Source organism: Rossellomorea sp. ABR4_012 (assembly GCF_056159545.1).
In genome coordinates this window covers 875,802-895,688 of the sequence record NZ_JBSWVK010000001.1, presented here as the reverse complement: position 1 = coordinate 895,688, position 19,887 = coordinate 875,802, and the positions used below count along the sequence as shown (strand labels likewise).

The following is a 19,887-nucleotide window of genomic DNA, read 5'->3' as shown; positions in this document are numbered from 1 at the left end:
GGCGTTTAGCGGTTTAAACGGGTAAAGGCCCGTCCCTCGTCACGGTGAAGCGACGGGGGACAGGCCTTGGAAAGGATTTATTTTTTTAATAATTCATAGACTGTGTCCTGATAGCTTTCCCAGATCTGTTTGCTTCGTCTGGAGATACTGTTGGCGGACACGTCGAAGTATTCGGCCAGTTCCTTTTGAACGTGGCGAATACTGATTTCGTCGATGTTTTTCGCCATGTCGACGAGGGCTCCCGAATAGATTTTCGGGTTGCGGATCGTCGGACGTTCTGTGTAGAAGTATTTTTCCAGCACTGCGACAAGCAATTCGCTTTCCGCTTTGTCTTCTCCTTTTTCGGTTAGGAAGTTTTTAAGTGCGGTAAGTGCTTCTACGTATTCTGGGGTCTTCCAGATTTCCACGCCTTCGATTGTGTCAGTCTGCTCAGTTGATTGCTCCTGAACTTCAGGTGTTTCAATCTCCGTTCCTTCTGAATCAGCAGCAGATGTTTTCTTGCCGGATTTCTTCTTTTCTGCACTGTATAAAACAAATCCGACGTCAGCAAGCATCATATATTGATCAGCGAGGTAGTCCTGCAGATTCTCGAATTCACCCTGCTCAAAACGAATCTTAACCAGTTCCATCGCTGCTTTTTCTATCGATGGATAGATGAAATACTGGGCAAACGGCAGATACTTGTCCCCGTTCGGCAGCAGCAGTGCCAAGAAGAAGCTGCTCTCTTCCAGATGGCCGAATCTCTCTTTCACTACCAAATTTTCACCAGTGATGACTTCTTCCACGTGTAGCGTGCTGTCATCCACTTTTTCAACCGTACCAGCAGTCACACGCAGATTTCTCCAGGATTCCAGAACCGCAGCCGTTTGCGGGCGGGTCACCGAACTTACCGTCCTATCGATGAAACGGTCTATCAAACGCACGCCTTCAGAATCTTTTTGTGTTGCACCGTACCAGCTCACAAACGCCATTTCATAAATATCCGGGTCAGCCTTCATCAGGTCCATTTTCTTTAAGTATTCATGATAGGATTCTTCCATTTTAGGGTCTTGGGCCGTAGCAATGAAGTCGTACAACTGCGCCTGAAGCACGTCAAGTTCCTGACTCACCATTGCATCTATGTTCACAACGTTTTCTTTTTCACAGCATTTCTTATATTTCTTACCGCTCCCGCAAGGACACGGTTCATTTCTTCCGACTGTACTCATGTATGTTCTTACCTCCGAATTGTTGAGTCCCGTTCACAAATGTTCATTATATAACATTTTGGGGTTTGGTTAAACTGTTTTGGGTTATGTAAAAACAACCAGTGGAAATGGAAAAGTCCTTTACTCCATAAAGTGCCTTGAATACCGCTTTTGATTTCCGTGCAAGACTTCGCTTTCCGCGGGCGAGCGGGGAGCCTCCTCGGAGCTGTGCTCCTGTGGGGTCTCCCCAGCTTCGCTTTTCCCGCAGGAGTCTTCGTCTTGCACTACAATCAAAAGCTGGATTCGGGTAATATCTATTTTCATATCCATAAAAAAAGAGCTGTTTTCAAGTCAACCACCCCCTTGAAAACAGCTCTCTACCATTCTATCTACCCTGCTTCTTCATATAATCCAATACATCCAAATCAATATAATTCTCTTCCTGCTCGCGCATTTCGAAGTTCTCGGTGTGCAGGTAATCCTTCAATGATTGGTGCAGCGACTTGTCACTGTCAGCATAACCTAAACGATCCAACTCTGTCTGCAAGTCGTCCCGAATCTCACCTTCTATCAGTACGACTCTTCCGGGCTCTGATTCTTTGAAATAAAGCTGATGCATTAAATAGATTCGTTTCAACTCTTTAATAGGAGAAGCGTGATCATCGACCCGTAGATCGATGTAGCGATCGTTGAACCCTCCGTAGCCCCCCTTTTCTTTTACCACTAACATAGCCGCTGACTGCATGCCTCGTGAGTCGCCTCCTGCTTCCTGTCCGGCATCCAGGGCTTGCAGCAATCGTTCTGCCAGACTCCCGGTAGTAGATTCAAAGGTTTCTGCCATAGCTTTGACCGTATTTTCATCTACTAAAATATTTCCCTGGGCGGCAAAATACTTGCCCGTCACTCCGCCTGCCCAGTCATAGCAGCCTTCTCCGGTAAAACTGGCAGCGTGCCCCCAGGCATCAATGAGGCCGACCTGTCTGAGGTGGCGTTCCGGATCATCTTTTGTAATGATGTCCATTGCTTCCTCAGCGGTCTTTCCTTCTTCCATCAACTGAAGCGCCTGTGGACCATAAGCTGTATTGGCATAGGACTGAGTCGCAACCGCTCCGACCCCTGCTTTTGCAAAAGGGACGACCGAACCGACACCGAGGAATTTGGACTGAACCGCGATTCCCCATTCTTTTTCTTCTGGATCATAACCGACTATGGAATATGTCATGTTGAAGTCCTCCTTTTAAGTGAGAGCGTCAGGGTTCAACCCTTTCAGCTCTTCTATTACAAATAACCCATCCTTGCGAATTAAAACATCATCAAAGTACATTTCGCCTCCGCCATACTCGGGCCGCTGGATGCAGACCATATCCCAGTGAACGCTGGATCGGTTCCCGTTGTCCGCCCCTTCATAAGCCTGTCCCGGGGTGAAGTGGAAACTCCCGCTGATTTTTTCATCAAACAAGATATCGAGCATTGGCTCCTTGATCTTCGGATTAACACCGATCGCGAACTCCCCGATAAAACGGGCGCCTTCATCGGTATCGAGAATCTCATTGAGCTCCTTTGTTTTATCGGCTGTCGCCTTCACAATCTTCCCGTTTTCAAACGTCAAAGAGATATTGTCAAATGAAAAACCGCGGTATAATGTCGGCGTATTATACGTGATCGTACCATTCACACTGCCCTTGACAGGGGCCGTATATACTTCCCCGTCCGGGATATTCCGTTCGCCAAAGCACATGACCGCCGGAATGTCCTTTATGGAAAAAGTAAGATCCGTCCCCTCACCCGTGATTCGTACTTTGTCAGTCCGATCCATCAGTTCTTTGAGCGGCTTTTGAGCCTCTTCCATCTGCTTGTAATCGACTGTGCATACTTCCAGGAGATAGTCGAAGAACGTGTCATAGCTCATTTTTGCTTTTTGGGCGAGAGACGGGTTCGGATAATTCAACAGAACCCATTTTTTGTTTTGTATCAAATAATCATGAGATTCTTTCATATGCGGCATGAGCAGCTGCCACTGCTCTGCCGGCACCTCACTCATCTCAGCATCATTCGGGTCGCTTGAAATACTGATGAATGCATCGAGATCCCGATAACGCTCCATATTCCATTTATTCATGAGAATCATTTGCTCTGCCTTTGCGTGAGTACCCATGATGCGCATCAATTCCTGATCACCGAATTCAAAATATGGGATGACCCCCATATCATACGCCTTTCTAAGCAATTCCTTTACCAGTGGCTTAGTTGAATACTCTCCTGTTATGAGGAGTTTTTCGCCTTCTTTCATTTTCAACGAATGTGTCAACAACACTTCTGCCAATTTCCCTAAACGCGGATCTCTCAATTTGGTTCCCCCTCTATTTTTGTCTACTCTTATATTTCGACAAAAATTGGTAAAAACCTCCTATATTAAGTACAAAAAACCCTGCAGCCAAGATGACTGCAGGATTTTTGATTGTATTAGATCAGTTCGTTTCAATCAATCCGTATTTACCGTCACGACGCTTGTACACAATGTTTGTCGCATTTGTTTCGGCATCTGTGAAGACGAAGAAGCTGTGACCTAACAGGTCCATCTGAAGAATCGCTTCTTCACTGTCCATCGGCTTCAGATTGAATTGTTTCGTACGCACTACTTCTGATTCAGTGTCTTCCTCTACTTCAACAGCAGCTGCGCCGTTTGGAGAAACATGGTTCAGATCCTCCTGGGCTGCGAAGAATTCTTTCGGGCTGCCTTTTTCACGCATTTTACGGTTCACTCTTGTTTTATGTTTGCGAATTTGTCGTTCCAATTTATCTAGTATCAGATCAATGGCCGCATACATATCCGTGTGGCGTTCCTCTGCTCGAAGTACCAGGTGCGGCATTGGAATAGTCACTTCAACTTTAGTATTTTTATCAGGGTACACTTTCAGATTAACATGTACATTTGCATCAGGAGTTTCATTAAAGTAACGATCTAACTTGCCAATCTTCTTCTCCACGTGTTCGCGAATCGCTGGAGTTACCTCAATGTTCTCGCCTCGAATGTTGTAGTTCAACATGTAAACTCCTCCTTTTAAAAATAAAGCTATGTTTATATATTTCTACATTCCCTCAATTATTCCTGCTTAAACTTTCTAAATTTTTTGTCATTTCAGGAAGTTTTTTGTCGCAGAATTTTGAAAAGTGTCGAAAGCGTCGGGACACAAGGGATTGAAGAAATAAAAGAGTGAAGAGTGTTTGGAGCTGGTTGGTGATTATTCACTCTTTATACTATTATTTTCTCACTGTTTGGGAGGAATAAACGGGTGAAATTTGAAGGATTGGTGGATATTTTGGGGCAGGTTTGTGAATGGGTTCGAGATTTGTTGGTGCCATGCACAAAACAAGACATTTGTGCATGGCACCTCGATTGTTACACATCGACATCCTTCTTGCCAAAAACAAATATCGATAATAAACCGAATGCCACCATATACAGTCCGACCACCATCACCGAAAACCCAAACGTCATGCCTTCAAAAGGAGGCGTGGCAAAAAAGTACTGCTGCAAATCCGTATTCGCCATCAATAAATACTTCCCCCACTCCATCCCGCGTTCATTTAGCAAGATCAGGAACGTATTCGAAGTGAACGTCAAGAAAATAGTCAATCCGATCGCCAGAGAGCTGCTCCGGGTAATCACCGACAGTGTGAAGGCTAATGAGCAAATGATGATCATTTCAATAAACCTCAAAACATAAGCTCCGGCAACGACAAAGAAGTTCACCGAGAATTCAAAGAAACTATCATAAAACCATATAATTCCGAGTAATGAAGAAAATAAAAAATGAGCAGCGGTCAATACGACTGCCCAAACAATCACTGTTATGTATTTAGATAGAAGAATAGTGCTTCTTTTAATCGGCCTGATCAACAGCAGCTTGATCGTACCGCTCGAGAATTCATTCGAAAAGATATCACCAGCAATAACCAAGCAGAATATTTGTATAACCAACAGCAAATTCGAACTGATCCTCATAAACTCCCAGAAGGAAAATTGGATGCCGTCGAAGAGCATGTAGACAAAGAAAGAGGCTAAAGAATTGATGAATACGATAATGCCAAGAGATATCCATGTACGGGTGAGGGAAGCTTGTTTGATTGTTTCGTTGGTGATGAGGTTGATCAATGTTTGCATTAGAATCATCAACTCACTAATGTTTTTAGAAATCACTATTATCATAGCATAAAAACTTCCACGAATAGAAAAAGCCCCGGCATGTGCGGGGCTATTATATCAGTTATTCAAAAGCGGCTTCAATACTTGATCCATCTCCAATTTCCAGGCAGAAAATGCAGGTGAAAGTTTCCCTTTCACAATTTCTTCTTTCACGTTACTTTCTTGAAAATGACCATTTAGCTCAAGTGCTTGGTCAATAACACTCTCAAACTTCACCATAACTGTCAAAATATCAGGACGTTCTTCAAACATCTGCCCAAAAATTTTATTACTCTCGGATACCTGTCCAAACGCTTCAAAAACATCGGACAAAACTCTGTCGCCTTCAGTTTTTTTTATATCTGTAAAGCTTGCTGTCACATATTCAAATGCTTCTTCGATTGTTTCAAGCATCCCGATGTACTGCTGAAGGAGTTCGAATTGCTTCTCGTCCAGTTTTACTGCGTTTGTCAAAGAATCACCTATTTCTTTTTATCGTAGAACATACCGTCGTGCTGAAGTGATTGGTAAGGATTCGTATAGCGCTGTGCAGATGTTTTCTTCTTGGATAAGCCGTTCATATCACGCTTGATTTCTGTACGTAAGAGCATGAGCTTACGATCAATTTCCTGATTCCACGCCATCATTTCCCTGCCCAGAACTTGCTCATCTGCTGAAAAAGGAGGTTTGATGCTGCCTAACAGACTCTGCCTTTCCACCAAAAGCTTTTCGATTGCTTCGATGACAGAGTCACGATTTTCAGAAGAGACGTCCTCGACAGCTTCTCTCAGTTGCTTCGTGATGCTGTGACATAGAAGAACAGAACTCATTAGGCCTGTCCGCCTTGTCCTGCATGCTGTTTTTGACGGTTAAGCTGGATGACTTCTTTCCATGTATCTCTGAACTCGGTAATCAACCCTTCCACTTCTTCTAAAATGGAACTGTCGTTTTTCACATTCGCCTCTGTTAAACGGCGGTTGATATAATCATACAGTGACATGAGGTTCGCAGAGATTTCCAGGTCAGTATTCAGCGTAACCATCAGTTCGCTGACGATTGCTTGCGCTTTTTGGATATTGGTATTCTTCAATTCTATATTTTTTTCATCTATCGCTTTCTTGGCTATGTGAATGAACTTCAGGCTTCCGTTATAGAGCATAAGCGTGAGCTCACCGGGTGACGCTGTGTTGACCGAGTTGTTCTGATATGCTGTATACGGGTTATTGATTGCCATAATGACACTCCTTCTGACTTCCTTATTATAAAAATTACATGCCTCCGCCGAATTGCTGCATGAGGTACATGGATTGCTGGTTTGAACGTTGAATCGCTTTCTCCATGGCCGTGAACTGCCGCCAGTAGCGGTCTTCAACTTGAATCAAGCGGTCCTCGAACCGGTCGATCTGATTGTCCATATTGTTCAACAGACGCCCTAACGCGAATGTATTATTCGTGCTCGAAGCTTTCCCCGCCTTCTTCTCCACACTGTCCATCGTATCTTTCAAGGTGTCACGCAAACGGCGTGCGATTCCCTGTTCACCGGATGTCGCCCCGTCTTTTGCAAAAATTTCATAGATGGCATTCGGATCTTTAGAGATCGCTTCCCGCAACTTGGCTTCATCGATAATCAGTTTTCCACGTTCTAAATAATTGCTCGATGTCTTGATGCCAATTTGCGATAACTGATCCGTTCCCGACGTTCCGCCAGATACTGGCGTATAAAGATCCATCCGCATCTTGTTCATCGCAGAAGAAAGAACCGAATCATTACGAAGAGTCCCGCTGCGCGCCTTCTCTTCCCAAAGTTCAATTTCCTTCTCTTCCATCGCTTCTTTTTGTTCAGCCGTCAAAGGCTTGAAATCACGGTAATTCTTTTCGTTAAGTTCACCGTTTACTTTTTCAATCAGTTTGTTGTATTCGTCTACGAATTTGACGATTTTTTCTAAGATCTTGTCGGTGTCGGGCTTTGAACTGAATGTGATTGGAGCTGTAGTTGTTCCTTTCAACGTGATTTCAAATCCGTTAATCTGAAAAGTATTCGATGGGCGCGTAGTAGTCAACCCGTTATAGGTAAAGGAAGCATTCGCCCCTTCTTGTCTTGTACCATTAAAAGCATTTGCAGGGTCTACAGGAGTGTCCTCAAGTCTTAATTTTTCAAAGAAGGTACCTGACAAATCTTCCAGTACAATATCATTACCGGCTGCATCACCCGTATTTTTGGCAGTGACAGAAAGCCTTTTGGATTGCTCATCAAAAAAGACCGAGACCCCGGTTTGCTGATTGATTTTCGAAATCAAACTATTTAACGTTTCCGTTGCAGGATCAAACTCAATCGTTTTACCTGCAGTATCCAAAGTCCCATCTTTCAAGATGGACTTAATGGAGATTTTTTGCGTTCCTGTCAAACCTAATGAAGTACTAAGTGTTGCTTTAGGATCTACTATTCCCGTATCTTGACTGACAATTGTTGCCGCTTTTGCAATACTGCTAACTTCAATTGATCCAGAGAGGTCAGCCGTAGAATTGATATTTTGAATAGAAACTTTCGATGAATCAGAAGCTGTTACTGATTTCTGCATATATGTACTCTGCTTCATGACACCGTCAAAAATCAAATTGCTGAAATCAAACATCATCTTATTCATATCCCGGTAATCATCACGCTGCCATTCGAGATACTGCTTCTTCTGCTCCATTTTATCAAGAGGGATACGTTCCGCCTTCATTAAATCCATTATGATCTGATCGGTGTCCATACCACTGGCAAGCCCACCAATTCGCATATCTGCCATCAGGAATCACCTTCCTTTAAATCTTTTTATCTACCATCAATCCTACAAATTCAGTCATTGCTGCGTACATATCGAGAATCTTTTTTGCCGGAATTTCTCTGACAACTTCTTTGGTTTGCTCGTCTACAATGGTTACATAGTATTCTTGTAATTTATCGTGAAATTCGAATTTGAGGTGAGTATTCGAAGCATGTAAAAACTCATTCATCCCCTGAACGACATCTTCCACTTTTTCTTTTGTGACAGGCTCTTTGTTGGTGTTCTCTTCTTGCTGCCGTTCCTGTCCTTGAATGTATTTTAACGCTTCATTTTGGTTGTTTTCTAGTTTGGTAAATGATTGTGTGGGTTGGATAGTGCCTGTCACTTTTTCAATCATTGGTTTGTCCTCCTTGAGGGGTATATGGGTTATATCGGAAAGATACTGGGGAAAGTTTAGGTTCTTCTAAAAGAAAGAGGTTGTTAATGTACAAACAGTGTTAAGAAAGGGTATAATCGACTAAAGAACATACGTTCCTTCAAATGGGGTGAAATGTTTTGGAAGATGTATTTGAATTTATGGATATTTTGATCGGGAAGCTATTAGGTGATGGTTGTATTACAAAACAAGAAGGACGAAAACCCCGATTTCAATTTATGCATTCAAAAAAAGACAAGGATTGGTGTGAACATTGTTACTCAGCCCTTAAACAATACCTTCCTTTAAACGCTCCTAAGTATAAAAAGGTAAAAGATAAAAGAATCCAGTCAGGTTATACAGAAGGTTATTACGTCCAATCCAAAACCCACGAAACTATCACCATGTTAAGAAACCTGTGGTACAAAGAAGGAAAGAAAATACTCCCGCTTGGTTTTATATCAGATTATCTTACTGCCAGGACTCTTGCATGGTGGTACCAAGATGATGGCCACCTAAAAAAACAAAATAATATACCAAAGAAAATTATACTTTCCACAGAAAGTTTTTCATCTCTAGAAAACATCCAACTTTGTATGTTACTTAAAGAAAAATTCCACTTGTCTTTTTCTCAAGATAAGAAAAATAGAGTAATCCTCTATGATAAGTTCCAAATACTCTACTTCCTAAAATTAATCGGGCCCTATCTTCATCCAAGTATGAGTCGTAAATTTTTATCTTTATTTGATATTTGTTTTCCGGAACTCATCTCAAAAAGAACTACCATTTATCTTCCTAAACATCTCACATTTCAATCGCCTACTTCAGAAATAAATAATCGACTTTTGATGCTTGACCACCTCATAGAGACTTATAAAAATGATAAGTTCTATTCAAAAGAATTAATTTCCTTTATTGAAAATGCAAAAAACAATAAAGAATCGGATTCCTATCAACTTGTGATAAGTCAAAAGAACCTCCAGCAACTTAAAATTCTTAGTGGGCTTACTGGATTGAACAATAGCATGCTGACCTTGCTATGCTTTGAATACTCCTCCTAAATATTTCAAAAAGAAAAATCCGGCACTCTTTTTAAAGAGAACCGGATTTTCATTAAAATTAACGAAGAAGTTGAAGAACTCCTTGAGGCTGCTGGTTTGCTTGAGCTAACATAGCTTGAGCAGCTTGAGAAAGGATAGAGTTCTTAGTTTGATTCATCATTTCTTTCGCCATCGTGCGAACATTTACTTTCATAAATGACCAGACTATATCTTCACCCTCTGGCATTCCAGTAGGGGTTGGGCACTTCGGATTCACAATGCTGATGACCATTGTTTCACCTACGGATTTCATCACCATAGCTTTCGCCTTAGATGGTCTATCCTAGTCGTTGAACCTTCTCCACTTTTTCAAGACAGGAGCTTGGCTGCTGATTGCCCAATCTTTTCTATTATCAAGCCATCACGCTTGTCGTTTCCAACTACGTTGTGGCAAGAAAAGCTCTAAGGGGTTTCCAGCAATTCACCCAATTATGATCTCTGACCGTTACCAGTCAGGACGACTGTGCTTTTTGCTGCTAGGCAGCTAAAGCATAATCTACATCACGGATACGAGATTCCGCTGCAGTTAGGTTTTCTGAAGATGTGTTTAGGTTGTTGATAGTATGTTCTAAACGATTCTGAGTAGCACCAAGATTCGAGCGTTCAGCAGACACCTTTTTGATAGCTTCATCAATAACTTTGACTGCTACGTTAGCTTGCCCTTGATTTCCAACCTTTATATCTTTAACCCCTAGTGCTGATGAACCCATGTCTTTGATTGCTAAATTAATGTTTTGCCCAGTATTAGCTCCAATTTGGAAAGTAGATGAACCATCTGAGTGGTTATCAGTAGCTTGAGTGGTTTCTGAAAAACTAGAAAGGGCATTAGTTGCACCAGTTTTTACACTTCCACTAGAATCTTTCACAGTTAAAGTTACCCCATGAACTGCTCCAGCTGAACCTGAGGCTGCCGCTGTTAATTGGACTTCTCCGGCTGCACTTACTGCGACATCAGTATCAGCAGCAGTGTTCGTTCCACCAAAGAGAGCTGCAATGTCAGTACCTGCCGCTACGGTAATAGTATCAGTTTTAGTAGCCCCATCTTTAACATATGAAACTTCTATCTTATCCCCTACTACGATGCCTAGACTATTTCCATCTTTATCTTGGAGAGCTGTCAATACATCATCGCTAGCTGCTGCTGCTCCACTAACTTTAAGAACTCCACCTGTATTGATGTTAGCTGCCGCTGTAGTCGTTTTGTCCATTGAACCATCTAGTAGGTTTTTGGTGTTAAATTGAGTTGTCTCTGCTATACGGTCAATTTCTTTTCCTAATTGATCAACTTCATCTTGAATATTTTTGCGATCTTCAGCAGTATTTGAATCATTCGCAGATTGAACTGACAATTCTCTCATACGTTGAAGTATTGAATGTGTTTCGTTCAAAGCACCTTCAGCTGTTTGAATCATCGAGATTCCATCTTGTGCGTTCTTAGATGCTTGATCTAATCCCCGGATCTGTCCACGCATTTTTTCAGAAATTGCAAGACCAGCAGCATCATCACCTGCACGGTTAATCCGAAGACCTGAAGAAAGTTTTTCCATAGATTTTGATTGAGCATTTGTTGCACCGTTCAACTGACGATAAGTATTCAAAGCCGCAATATTATGATTAATTCTCATAACTAAATTTCCTCCTTGAAAGTAAGTCCACATCCTTGTGAACTGTCTATTATTTGGTTTACAAAGAACAGAAAGGTCGGCCGCCCTTTTCTTCCTTGCTTACATGGTTATTATCGGTCGTTTTTACCAGTGTTTAATAGATTTATATAAAAAATTATTGTTTTTTCGGCAAGATGTTGAAGAGGTTGTCGATTCCTTTGGAGGCTTCGTTGTTTTCTTCCTGGATGGTCAGGTAAATTTCTTTTCTGTGGATTTCTACGTTCTTCGGTGCGTTGATGCCTAGCTTCACTTGGTCTCCTTTTACTGATACTACACTGATTTCAATATCTTCCCCGATTTGAATGGCTTCTCCGGTTTTTCTCGTTAATACCAGCATCGTCTCACTCCTTACCGGCTTGCTCTGGCTGAGCAAAGATTAGATGTTTTGTTTTGTAGTTAGTATCATTCAGGATCACTTGTTTTGCTTTGTTGTTTGCCAGATTGATCACGATCGGAGCTTGCAGGTTGGCAGTCGAATTATGAAGGGTTTCCTTCATTGTAAGGATGGTCAGTACTTTTACATTTTTTCCATCAGTGAATCCCAATGATTCCACACTCCCTTGATCCAGTTCGAAGTCAAACTCTTTCGTGAATAAAAATGGATCTGTCACCACGAATCCGATCTGTGGGGTGGTAACCGATTGCAGGATATGAAACCAATCATTTTCCGGCAGTGGCAGCAGGACAAATTTTCTTTCATCGGCGAACCCGGGGATCCCCTGTTCAAAGTTCAATACAGCGTCCTCTTTGACGTCAATTTCTCCATGGTATTTCGTGTTTATGTTCATGCTCTCATTCCTTCTTTTTAAATTTCCAGTTCGTAGTTGATACCGACGTGTTTAAGATTCACAAAATCAATTTGCAAATCGGCATATTTCTGAAGGCTTATGTCTACTTGGAACTTCGATACATTCACCTTCGGCTTTACGACCTGTGTATTGTTTATCACTTTTTGCGGCTCAAAGTTTACATTCACTTCACCTGGATCGTATTGGATCTTCACGCTGCCTGCTGAGGGGATCCAACCGATATTGAAGTCATACATTGGGTTTTCGCTGTTACGTTTGGCTTGCTCTGCGATTGCATTCCCTCCGTTTTCTATTCTCATCAATTGGTCTCCGTCCTGCGCCATCCGGGCAAGACCTGCCAGCCAATCCTCATGACCTTGTCTCGCAAAGTCTTCAATCCGCCGTCGCACTGATTTTAAATCCATGTCAGCCCGTGCCTCGGTCTGGTCAATCGTCAGATTTGATGGTCTCCGCTCGATTTCCATTTTCGCTTCCGGCTGCTGGATGGCGAGTGCAGGAGGAGGTGTTTCAATTTCTATTTTTCCAGGAGTTGTTTTGATTCCTAAAGAAGCAGGCGTCGATTGCAGGCGTATCTGCGGAAAGTTCATACTCTTTCACCTCTATTAAAAAAGAGGACCTCCCATAAGGTGACGAAACACCTTAAAGGGTTGGTCCCCTTGCATTTTATCGTAAAAAGTCCATCAAAGTAGGCTGGATGATTCTCGCCCCGACTCCAAGTGCCGCACGGTGCACACTTTCCTGGGTCTTCAGATCGGTGATAACCCGCTCGATGTCTGCATCTTCGTTGTCTGATAGAATCCGATTCGCGACTACTTCTTGCTGGCCAAGACGTTCGTCGATCATTTCCAATCGGTTGTAGCGGGCACCAAGCTCTGACCGTTCCGCTGACAAAGTTTCCATGACATCATCCAAGTTGCCCAGCTCTGTATCTAGTGCGGAGGTATCCCCTGACTCCAATGCTTTTTGAATGTTATGCACCGTATCAAAAAGCTTCTGGCTGAATACATTGCCAGGGTTTACGTTGGCTTTCAGAGAAACTCCTTGTGAAACTTCCACATTATAAGTACCGATCTCTGCACTGGTCAGGTTATCGGCAACCTGTGGAGCACTGCCGTCTGCCGGGTTTCTATCTTTTATAGGAGAATTCCCCACGTCGGTTCCATGGAAAATGTATCGGCCGGCAACCTTGGTTTCAGCCACACCAACTAAGTCCATCTTTATTTGTTCAACCTCAACGGCAACAGCTTTCTTGTCCTCATCACTCAACGTTCCATTCTTACCTTGCAACGTAAGCTCTCGAACCCGCTGCAATCCTTGATTCGCCTGGTCAATTCCCGCTTCGGAATTGTCCATCCACAGGTACAGCTCTGACAGATTCCGCTTATACTGCTCGATACCCGTCAAGTTCGACCGGTAGAATATCCCTTTCATCGCAACGACCGGATCGTCGGAAGGCTTGGTGATTTTTTTACCGGTGGCAAGCTGATCCTGCAGATGCCCCATGCGTGAATAGGAGGAGCTGATGTTTCTCATTGAATTATTGGTTAACATGCTTTGTGTTACGCGCATTCAGATTTCACCTTCCTATCTTCCCACGGTTCCCATGCCGTTGATTATTTTATCAAGCATTTCGTCCTGGAGTGTAATCATCCGGGCAGAGGCATTGTAGGCGTGCTGGAATTTGATCATATTCGTCATTTCTTCATCAAGCGAAACCCCGCTGACAGACATGCGGCGTTCTTCAACAGCAGAACGCAAGACACCTGAGTTCTGGGAAAGGCGGACGGATTCCTGAGATTCAACCGCCATGGCCCCGATGACCGATTCAAAATGGGCTCTGAAGGTTGCCGGTTTTTCGCCGTATGACAGCTCAGTCGTCGTGATGATATCGGCAAGTGCGCTCACATTGGCTGAGTCACCAAGTGTAGGATTGTCTGCACTTGCCGTTGCAATCATGTCAAGGTTACTCAGTTCATCTGCAATTTGCATTCGTTGGGCAAAACCTGCCTTAGCAACGTCTTCCAAGTCAGTTGAAGAATTCTTGGCATCCTGAAAAAACTTCGGTGTATCTACTGTCGGATCCTCCATTTCTGCAGGGGACACACCTTTTTGATGCTGTTCGTTAAAGGCCTTAGCAAATTCATAGGCCATGTTGTCGAGTTCATTCAACATCTTGATATAGGATCCCTGTGCTTCACCATTTTTATCGGTAAAGCCATATGAATCAATGAGAGCCCTTAATTTCCCTTCACCCTGGGATAAGAAGTCGTTCACATCAAGTGTCTGGTTTCCGATTGTCACGGAATCAACCGTAGCCTGCGGACCTTCCATGGAAAGCTTCAATTCATTTGCTCCACTTTTCCCAACCAGGTTCACGGCAAAATTTCCATCCTTGCCGACCAGATTCACCGTCACCTGTCCTTCCGCAATCGGTGAGGATGCACCGCCGCTGGACTGATAGCTTGTTTGGATGGAGACGTGTTTCGATAGTTCGTCGATCAGCCTGTCGCGCTCATCGTATAGGTCGTTCGGTAAGTAGCCATGCGGCTCGACATCGGCGATCTGCTTATTGATTTTATCAATCTGGTTGGTCAATGAGTTGATTTGTTTTTCAGTCACGGACAGTTCATTCTTCAAGTCACCGCGTACCCCTGTCAAGGAGGTCGACAAGTAATTAAATGTGTTGGCCACTGCAATTCCGCGTTCACGGACAACTGAGCGGGCTCCTGCGTTCGTTGGGTTTACCGCAAGATCCTGGAGCGACTGCCAGAACATGTCCATTGATTTGGACAATCCGGAATCCGAAGGCTCGTTCATGACTTCCTCCATCTTCTTCATCGCTTCCATTTTCGATTCCCAATATCCGAGCTTATTATTTTCACCGCGGTATTGAACGTCCAGGAATGAATCGCGTACTCGCTGAATGGACCCCGCCTCTACACCGGTTCCCATTTGCCCCGGAATATCTGGACGGTTCATAGAAGGAGCAGGATAAGGAGTAGTCTGTTCAAAATTCACACGCTGCCGGCTGTAGCCAAGTGTGTTCGCGTTCGAAATATTGTGGCCTGTTGTATAAAGGGCGCCTTGCTGTGTGTACATACCGCGTTTGGCAGTTTCAAGACCGTGGAAAGTAGATCGCATGGTGGTGCCTCCGTTTCAGATAATTAAGCTTGCGAATCAAACATGGACCGTTGTGGCGGTGCTTTCTTTTCGCTGTTCGGACGTGCATAAGTCGACTGTTGACCCTGTGGCTGCATGATTGATAGATTCATATTGACGAATTGAAGAGATTGATAGACCAGCTTCTGATTCAGTTCATTCCGTTCTTTCAATTCAAAAATCAGTTCTGTCATTTTTTGCTGCCATTCCCTAAAAGCGGTTTGATCATCGGGCGCACTGTATTCAATGCATTGAGATAGGGTCGGCGGTTCTTCAGTCAGCAGACCGAGTGTAGTCAAATGACTGGCAGATTGCCGCTGACGCTCATTCTCTACCGTATTGATGGCGGCGATGTGCTTCTGCTCGTCTTTTAACAAGTTGTCGAGTCCTTCCATATCACCGCGCTTGATCACATCAGTCTTCTTCACCGAGAGATCGAACAAACTTTTATTCAGCTTATAAAGTTTTTCAAGCGTTGCAATTAAATCAGTTGCTGACATGTTTGCTCTCTCCTAGCTTTGATAGAAATTCTTTAATCCTTTGGCAATGGCTTTCGGATCGATTGTGTAATTCCCGTTCTGTACCTGATCCTTCAGTGCTTCCACTTTTACCTGGCGTTCTTTCGTCATTTTTGAGACTTCCTGCATTTCTTTTGCAGTGGAAGAAATCTCGATTTTATCAGAAGGTGTTTTCCCGGATTTCGCCGCTGAACCCAATTTATTTAGGCTGCGTTGATACGGATTGATATTCTGGTTCCCAATATTATTGATTTTCATATTGTTTCCCTCGCTTTCATCACGTTCAATGTGTCTCTATTTAAGTATATCGGATAGAAAGGGGCATTGTTTAGTGATCTTCACTGGTTAGTTCTTCCTAATTCTGTTCTGGTTCACTTGTCACGCATTGTGTAGTACGTGCGCTGCTCCTTCATCTTTTCTTTCCATTCACTATTCGCTTCAAACTGCTGCAAGTCCTTTTTCAGTTCATCGGTACATCTCTGACAAAGCTTGCCACTGGTAATAATCTTCCCGCATTTATCACATGGATAACCCAGATTCGGGAACATTTTCGTCTGGATGCGTCCCTTTTTCACCCATTTATATATAAGTTCTTCCTCCACACCTGTTTGGTTGATAACCGTTTCCATCGTCGCGGCACGATTTTCTCTTCTCTTCAAAAATTGGTACACCGTCTCATACATTTTCTCGTCTTCTTTAAAACATTTATCACATACATCCCGGAATTTATTTTTCATAAACAAAGCATTGCAGCGTGGGCAATTCATGATATCTGACATTCGGTTTTTCCTCCTGATGTTACCTATTGTTATAGTTTATATCGGAGAAAAAACATAATCTTTTAACCGCGGGCGAGAGTTAAAGATGAGACTTCTTTGGCACCGGCTTCTTTTAGCAGCTTGGCTGCCTGTCTTAATGTCGTTCCGGTTGTGTAGATGTCATCGAAAAGGAGGATTGATTGTCCGTCGAGGTCATTTTCGGTTAATGTGAAGACTTGTTTCTGCTGAAGCCTGTCTCGGCGGGATTTTTTGGATTGTTTTTCGGAATTGGTTCTTGATAGAAGTTGCAAAGGAAAGATCTGTGTTTCTTCAAGAAGAACAGAAGACTGGTTAAACCCCCGTTCGTAGTGGCGTTCTTCACTAAGGGGGATGGGGATAATTTGATCATACTGTAGTGGCTTGAGACTATTTGCTAGATGTAATCTGAAAGCTTTTGCTAACCTATGGTCGCCTCGGTATTTGTACCTCGCCAAGTATTCTTTCAGGAAGTCATTGTATTCAAAAAGCGAAGTGTTATTTTCAAGGATGCCTTTCCACTTGGGGTCTTCCTCCCAGCGATAGCAGTCCAGACAGATATCTCCTTTTACTAGCTCACTGGCTAGATTCTCAAGCGAGCGCGAGCAATGCAAACACCTTTGTCCTGATATAAACTGAAGTCCCTTTTGACATTCTCCACAAAGATATTGAGGATCGCTGTAAAACAACCCTTTCCATGAAATCACTTCTCTGATGGGATTCTCGCAATAAAGACAGAAATCACTCATCAATCAATCCTCTCTTCCCAGCTTCCTTGTTCATTAAATATATGTGTAGGATCGCCTTGATCATTTCCCTTGTCCGGCCGTGATGAAAATAGACGACATCCCCTTTTGGAAAATCTGCACTCCTCCCTGCCCTCCCGGCAATTTGGACCAGTGCACTCTCGATGAAAACCTTATCTTCAGCCCCTAATACAGCGACTTCGATATTAGGGATGGTGACGCCTCTTTCTAAAATAGTGGTTGTGAGTAGAATCGGTGTTTCATTGTTTCTCATGTTTTGAACTTTTTCTTTTCTGCGGGGGTCTTCTGCATGGACGGATTCTATTGCCGCATTGAGTTCCTGGAACAGCGGCAGGGCCATTTCCATAGCTTTTACTGACGGGAAGAAGATGAGTACCTGTTTGTTTTGTTGGAGTCTTTGGAGTGTCCATTTTTTAAGTGACGGGGGAATCCTATTTTTCTTAAATGCTTTTTCCCAATTGCCACACCAGGCTAAGCGCGGAACAGGTATTGGATGACGATGATATCGGGAAGGGATGCGGATATGGTTCTGTTTACCTGTTGTACATTTTTTCTGGGTCTTTGAGTCAGGCGTCGCAGTTAAATAGACGACGGCCGACTTCGGTTTGCTTGCTTTTTCTACTGCGTATTGAAGAGATGGGTCATAGGAGTATGGGAAGGCATCTACTTCATCGATGATCATGAAATCAAAGGCATGCTGGTATCTGTATAGTTGATGGGTCGTTGAAAGGACGAGCTGGCCGTAATTGTGGCGGTCATCGGAGCCTCCGTACAAGGTCGTGATGGACCTTTGAGGAAAGACTTTTTGTAGTCTTGGAGAAAGTTCAAGGATGACATCGGTCCTCGGGGCGGCGATGCAGACTCTTTTATTTTGTTTAATTGCTTCATATATCCCTTCAAAAAGGACTTCTGTTTTACCGGCTCCGCATACGGCCCAGACTAGTAGATTGTCATTGTTACTGACAGTCTCCACTACTCGATTGGATGCTTCCTGCTGGGCTTGTGAAAGGGTCCCATTCCAGTCAAATGTCTGGTGTGAGTCTGCTATGGGGGTTGGCCCGCTCCAGGTAATCAGAGGTGTGCATTCGGATACCCTGCCCATCATGATGCAGTTTCTGCAGTAGGTGCAGAGTTCCTTGCAACGATAGCATTGATAGCTTGCGAATAGATGTTTTTTTGTGTTGCCGCATCGATTGCATTTTGGTATATGTTCCTTCTCTACTCCCTTACCAAAATAGAGATAACCATTTTGGTAGTGTTCATAAATCATTTCCAACGGGAAAGGTATTTCATCAGGCAGCAGCGCACGGCCGGAAAGAAAGGATTGTAATTCTGCAGAATAAGTAAAATAGGGATTAAGAGGTAACGGGGGAGGTAACTTTAGGTCAGATATTCTTTGCAGAGAGGTTGATTTCTCTTCCAGTAAAAACTCCGGAATTAATAAATGTTCTTTTACTAAGAATCTCAGTTCGTATCACTCCTTTACTACGATTCTTATTGATTCGACATCATCGTTGAAAAATCCTGCAATAATTAAAAAGCCAGGCACTAAAAACCAGCACCTGACTCCTAAACTACTATTCCGTTATCTTCCGAGCCCAGCCCATTCCCATCGAGCCTTCACCCAAATGAGTACCGATCACAGGTCCAAAATAACTTACATCAAACTCCACATTCGGATACTTCTCAGATAACTCCTTCACCCACTCCACCGCTTCTTCTTCCCGGTTCGCATGGATGATTGATGCTTGATAGGAACCTCCATCTTTCACTGCATCTTCAAGTAACCCTTCCACTCGCTTCAACGCCTTCTTACGAGTACGGATTTTCTCAAACGGCACGATCACTTTATCAACAAAATGAAGTAGAGGCTTCACCTGCAATAAGCTTCCAATGATAGCCTGAGCTTGTGAAAGACGGCCTCCGCGCTGCAAATGAGCCAAATCGTCAACCATGAAGTATGCCTGAACTGATTCCTTCATTTCATCCAGCAAACGGACGATTTCTTCAGCCCCTTTTCCTTCACGGGCAAGCTTCGCACCCTCAAGAGCATAGAACCCCTGTATCATGCAGCTGATTTCCGAATCATAAGGATAGACCTTGATTCCGTCAACCATCTCTCCAGCCTGTACCGCACCCTGATAAGTGCCGCTGATGCCGCTTGATAAATGGATGGAAATGACCGCGTCATAGTCACGGGACAATTTTTCAAACAGCTCTACAAATTCACCAACCGGCGGCTGGGATGTTGTCGGCAGTTTGTCCTGACTGACAACCTCTTCATAAAATTCATTGGCTGTTATATCAATTTCTTCACGGTAAGTTTCGCCGCCCAGGATGACGCTCAGCGGGATCATGTGTATGTTTAAAGAATCGCGCAATTCTTTCGGGATGTAGGCTGTACTATCCGTTACAATTGCCGTTTTCATAATATTTACCCCTCTTATTCTTTATTTTAATATCAATCGGCAACCAGCATTAATCGAGCACCTGCCGACAACTTGTCTACTCTAATCT

General features: G+C 43.4%; 23 protein-coding genes and 2 pseudogenes. 1 reads left to right on the top strand and 24 read right to left on the bottom strand.

What is annotated here, in order from left to right:
- Nucleotides 1-77 precede the first annotated feature (77 nt).
- The 11 genes and pseudogenes from ACXAFV_RS04425 to flaG all read right to left on the bottom strand — a co-directional run bounded on the left by ACXAFV_RS04425 (nucleotide 78) and on the right by flaG (nucleotide 8,541).
- Nucleotides 78-1,208 (bottom strand): YecA family protein, encoded by a 1,131-nt coding sequence (locus ACXAFV_RS04425; RefSeq protein ID WP_475124698.1) that lies wholly within the window; start codon nucleotides 1,206-1,208, stop codon nucleotides 78-80.
- A 46-nt stretch (nucleotides 1,209-1,254) separates the two neighbouring features.
- A pseudogene (locus ACXAFV_RS04420) lies at nucleotides 1,255-1,481 on the bottom strand (hypothetical protein).
- A gap of 91 nt (nucleotides 1,482-1,572) precedes the next feature.
- Nucleotides 1,573-2,409, bottom strand: coding sequence for a DUF1028 domain-containing protein (locus ACXAFV_RS04415; protein WP_475124697.1), 837 nt, complete (start codon nucleotides 2,407-2,409; stop codon nucleotides 1,573-1,575).
- Nucleotides 2,410-2,424: 15 nt separating this feature from the next.
- On the bottom strand, nucleotides 2,425-3,534 hold the full coding sequence (locus tag ACXAFV_RS04410; protein WP_475124696.1) for an aminopeptidase: 1,110 nt from the start codon (nucleotides 3,532-3,534) through the stop codon (nucleotides 2,425-2,427).
- Between the two features lie 121 nt (nucleotides 3,535-3,655).
- Nucleotides 3,656-4,234: a ribosome hibernation-promoting factor, HPF/YfiA family gene (hpf, locus tag ACXAFV_RS04405; protein ID WP_475124695.1), complete on the bottom strand. Its 579-nt coding sequence runs from the start codon at nucleotides 4,232-4,234 to the stop codon at nucleotides 3,656-3,658.
- A 353-nt stretch (nucleotides 4,235-4,587) separates the two neighbouring features.
- Complete coding sequence (locus tag ACXAFV_RS04400) at nucleotides 4,588-5,397, bottom strand: ABC transporter permease (RefSeq protein ID WP_475124693.1); 810 nt, start codon at nucleotides 5,395-5,397, stop codon at nucleotides 4,588-4,590.
- 54 nt (nucleotides 5,398-5,451) lie between these two features.
- A complete protein-coding gene (locus ACXAFV_RS04395) occupies nucleotides 5,452-5,847 on the bottom strand; it encodes a DUF8042 domain-containing protein (protein WP_475124692.1) in 396 nt (131 codons plus the stop codon).
- A gap of 8 nt (nucleotides 5,848-5,855) precedes the next feature.
- Complete coding sequence (fliT, locus tag ACXAFV_RS04390; RefSeq protein ID WP_475124691.1) at nucleotides 5,856-6,203, bottom strand: flagellar protein FliT; 348 nt, start codon at nucleotides 6,201-6,203, stop codon at nucleotides 5,856-5,858.
- Nucleotides 6,203-6,607, bottom strand: a complete 405-nt coding sequence (fliS, locus tag ACXAFV_RS04385; protein WP_475124690.1) for a flagellar export chaperone FliS — start codon at nucleotides 6,605-6,607, stop codon at nucleotides 6,203-6,205. Before fliS ends, fliT begins: the two co-directional genes overlap by 1 nt.
- Before the next feature lie 34 nt (nucleotides 6,608-6,641).
- The gene (locus tag ACXAFV_RS04380; RefSeq protein ID WP_475124689.1) at nucleotides 6,642-8,165 is read right to left on the bottom strand and encodes a flagellar hook-associated protein 2; all 1,524 of its coding nucleotides are present in this window, start codon (nucleotides 8,163-8,165) and stop codon (nucleotides 6,642-6,644) included.
- 16 nt (nucleotides 8,166-8,181) lie between these two features.
- Complete coding sequence (gene flaG, locus ACXAFV_RS04375; protein WP_475124688.1) at nucleotides 8,182-8,541, bottom strand: flagellar protein FlaG; 360 nt, start codon at nucleotides 8,539-8,541, stop codon at nucleotides 8,182-8,184.
- A gap of 158 nt (nucleotides 8,542-8,699) precedes the next feature.
- On the opposite strand from flaG, the gene ACXAFV_RS04370 reads away from it, so the two are divergent.
- Nucleotides 8,700-9,620: an endonuclease gene (locus tag ACXAFV_RS04370; RefSeq protein ID WP_475124687.1), complete on the top strand. Its 921-nt coding sequence runs from the start codon at nucleotides 8,700-8,702 to the stop codon at nucleotides 9,618-9,620.
- A 58-nt stretch (nucleotides 9,621-9,678) separates the two neighbouring features.
- Here the strand turns inward: ACXAFV_RS04370 and ACXAFV_RS04365 are convergent.
- The 13 genes and pseudogenes from ACXAFV_RS04365 to ACXAFV_RS04305 all read right to left on the bottom strand — a co-directional run.
- Nucleotides 9,679-9,795: pseudogene (locus tag ACXAFV_RS04365) on the bottom strand (flagellin); the annotation flags it as partial.
- A 340-nt stretch (nucleotides 9,796-10,135) separates the two neighbouring features.
- Nucleotides 10,136-11,284 (bottom strand): flagellin N-terminal helical domain-containing protein, encoded by a 1,149-nt coding sequence (locus tag ACXAFV_RS04360; RefSeq protein WP_475124686.1) that lies wholly within the window; start codon nucleotides 11,282-11,284, stop codon nucleotides 10,136-10,138.
- A 154-nt stretch (nucleotides 11,285-11,438) separates the two neighbouring features.
- Nucleotides 11,439-11,660: a carbon storage regulator CsrA gene (gene csrA / locus ACXAFV_RS04355; protein WP_341979694.1), complete on the bottom strand. Its 222-nt coding sequence runs from the start codon at nucleotides 11,658-11,660 to the stop codon at nucleotides 11,439-11,441.
- Nucleotides 11,661-11,664: 4 nt separating this feature from the next.
- Nucleotides 11,665-12,111 (bottom strand): flagellar assembly protein FliW, encoded by a 447-nt coding sequence (gene fliW / locus ACXAFV_RS04350; protein WP_475124685.1) that lies wholly within the window; start codon nucleotides 12,109-12,111, stop codon nucleotides 11,665-11,667.
- 17 nt (nucleotides 12,112-12,128) lie between these two features.
- Nucleotides 12,129-12,719: a DUF6470 family protein gene (locus ACXAFV_RS04345; protein WP_475124684.1), complete on the bottom strand. Its 591-nt coding sequence runs from the start codon at nucleotides 12,717-12,719 to the stop codon at nucleotides 12,129-12,131.
- 76 nt (nucleotides 12,720-12,795) lie between these two features.
- Complete coding sequence (gene flgL, locus ACXAFV_RS04340) at nucleotides 12,796-13,701, bottom strand: flagellar hook-associated protein FlgL (protein ID WP_475124683.1); 906 nt, start codon at nucleotides 13,699-13,701, stop codon at nucleotides 12,796-12,798.
- Between the two features lie 15 nt (nucleotides 13,702-13,716).
- Complete coding sequence (gene flgK, locus ACXAFV_RS04335; protein ID WP_475124681.1) at nucleotides 13,717-15,273, bottom strand: flagellar hook-associated protein FlgK; 1,557 nt, start codon at nucleotides 15,271-15,273, stop codon at nucleotides 13,717-13,719.
- Between the two features lie 23 nt (nucleotides 15,274-15,296).
- Nucleotides 15,297-15,791 (bottom strand): flagellar protein FlgN, encoded by a 495-nt coding sequence (locus tag ACXAFV_RS04330; RefSeq protein WP_475124680.1) that lies wholly within the window; start codon nucleotides 15,789-15,791, stop codon nucleotides 15,297-15,299.
- Between the two features lie 12 nt (nucleotides 15,792-15,803).
- The gene (flgM, locus tag ACXAFV_RS04325) at nucleotides 15,804-16,067 is read right to left on the bottom strand and encodes a flagellar biosynthesis anti-sigma factor FlgM (protein WP_475124679.1); all 264 of its coding nucleotides are present in this window, start codon (nucleotides 16,065-16,067) and stop codon (nucleotides 15,804-15,806) included.
- A gap of 113 nt (nucleotides 16,068-16,180) precedes the next feature.
- Entirely contained in the window at nucleotides 16,181-16,588 is a 408-nt protein-coding gene (locus ACXAFV_RS04320) for a TIGR03826 family flagellar region protein (protein ID WP_475124677.1), read from the bottom strand.
- A 62-nt stretch (nucleotides 16,589-16,650) separates the two neighbouring features.
- Complete coding sequence (locus ACXAFV_RS04315) at nucleotides 16,651-17,352, bottom strand: ComF family protein (RefSeq protein WP_475124675.1); 702 nt, start codon at nucleotides 17,350-17,352, stop codon at nucleotides 16,651-16,653.
- Nucleotides 17,345-18,475 (bottom strand): ATP-dependent helicase ComFA, encoded by a 1,131-nt coding sequence (locus tag ACXAFV_RS04310; protein WP_475124674.1) that lies wholly within the window; start codon nucleotides 18,473-18,475, stop codon nucleotides 17,345-17,347. Before ACXAFV_RS04310 ends, ACXAFV_RS04315 begins: the two co-directional genes overlap by 8 nt.
- Before the next feature lie 472 nt (nucleotides 18,476-18,947).
- The gene (locus ACXAFV_RS04305; protein WP_475124673.1) at nucleotides 18,948-19,799 is read right to left on the bottom strand and encodes a DegV family protein; all 852 of its coding nucleotides are present in this window, start codon (nucleotides 19,797-19,799) and stop codon (nucleotides 18,948-18,950) included.
- Nucleotides 19,800-19,887 lie beyond the last annotated feature (88 nt).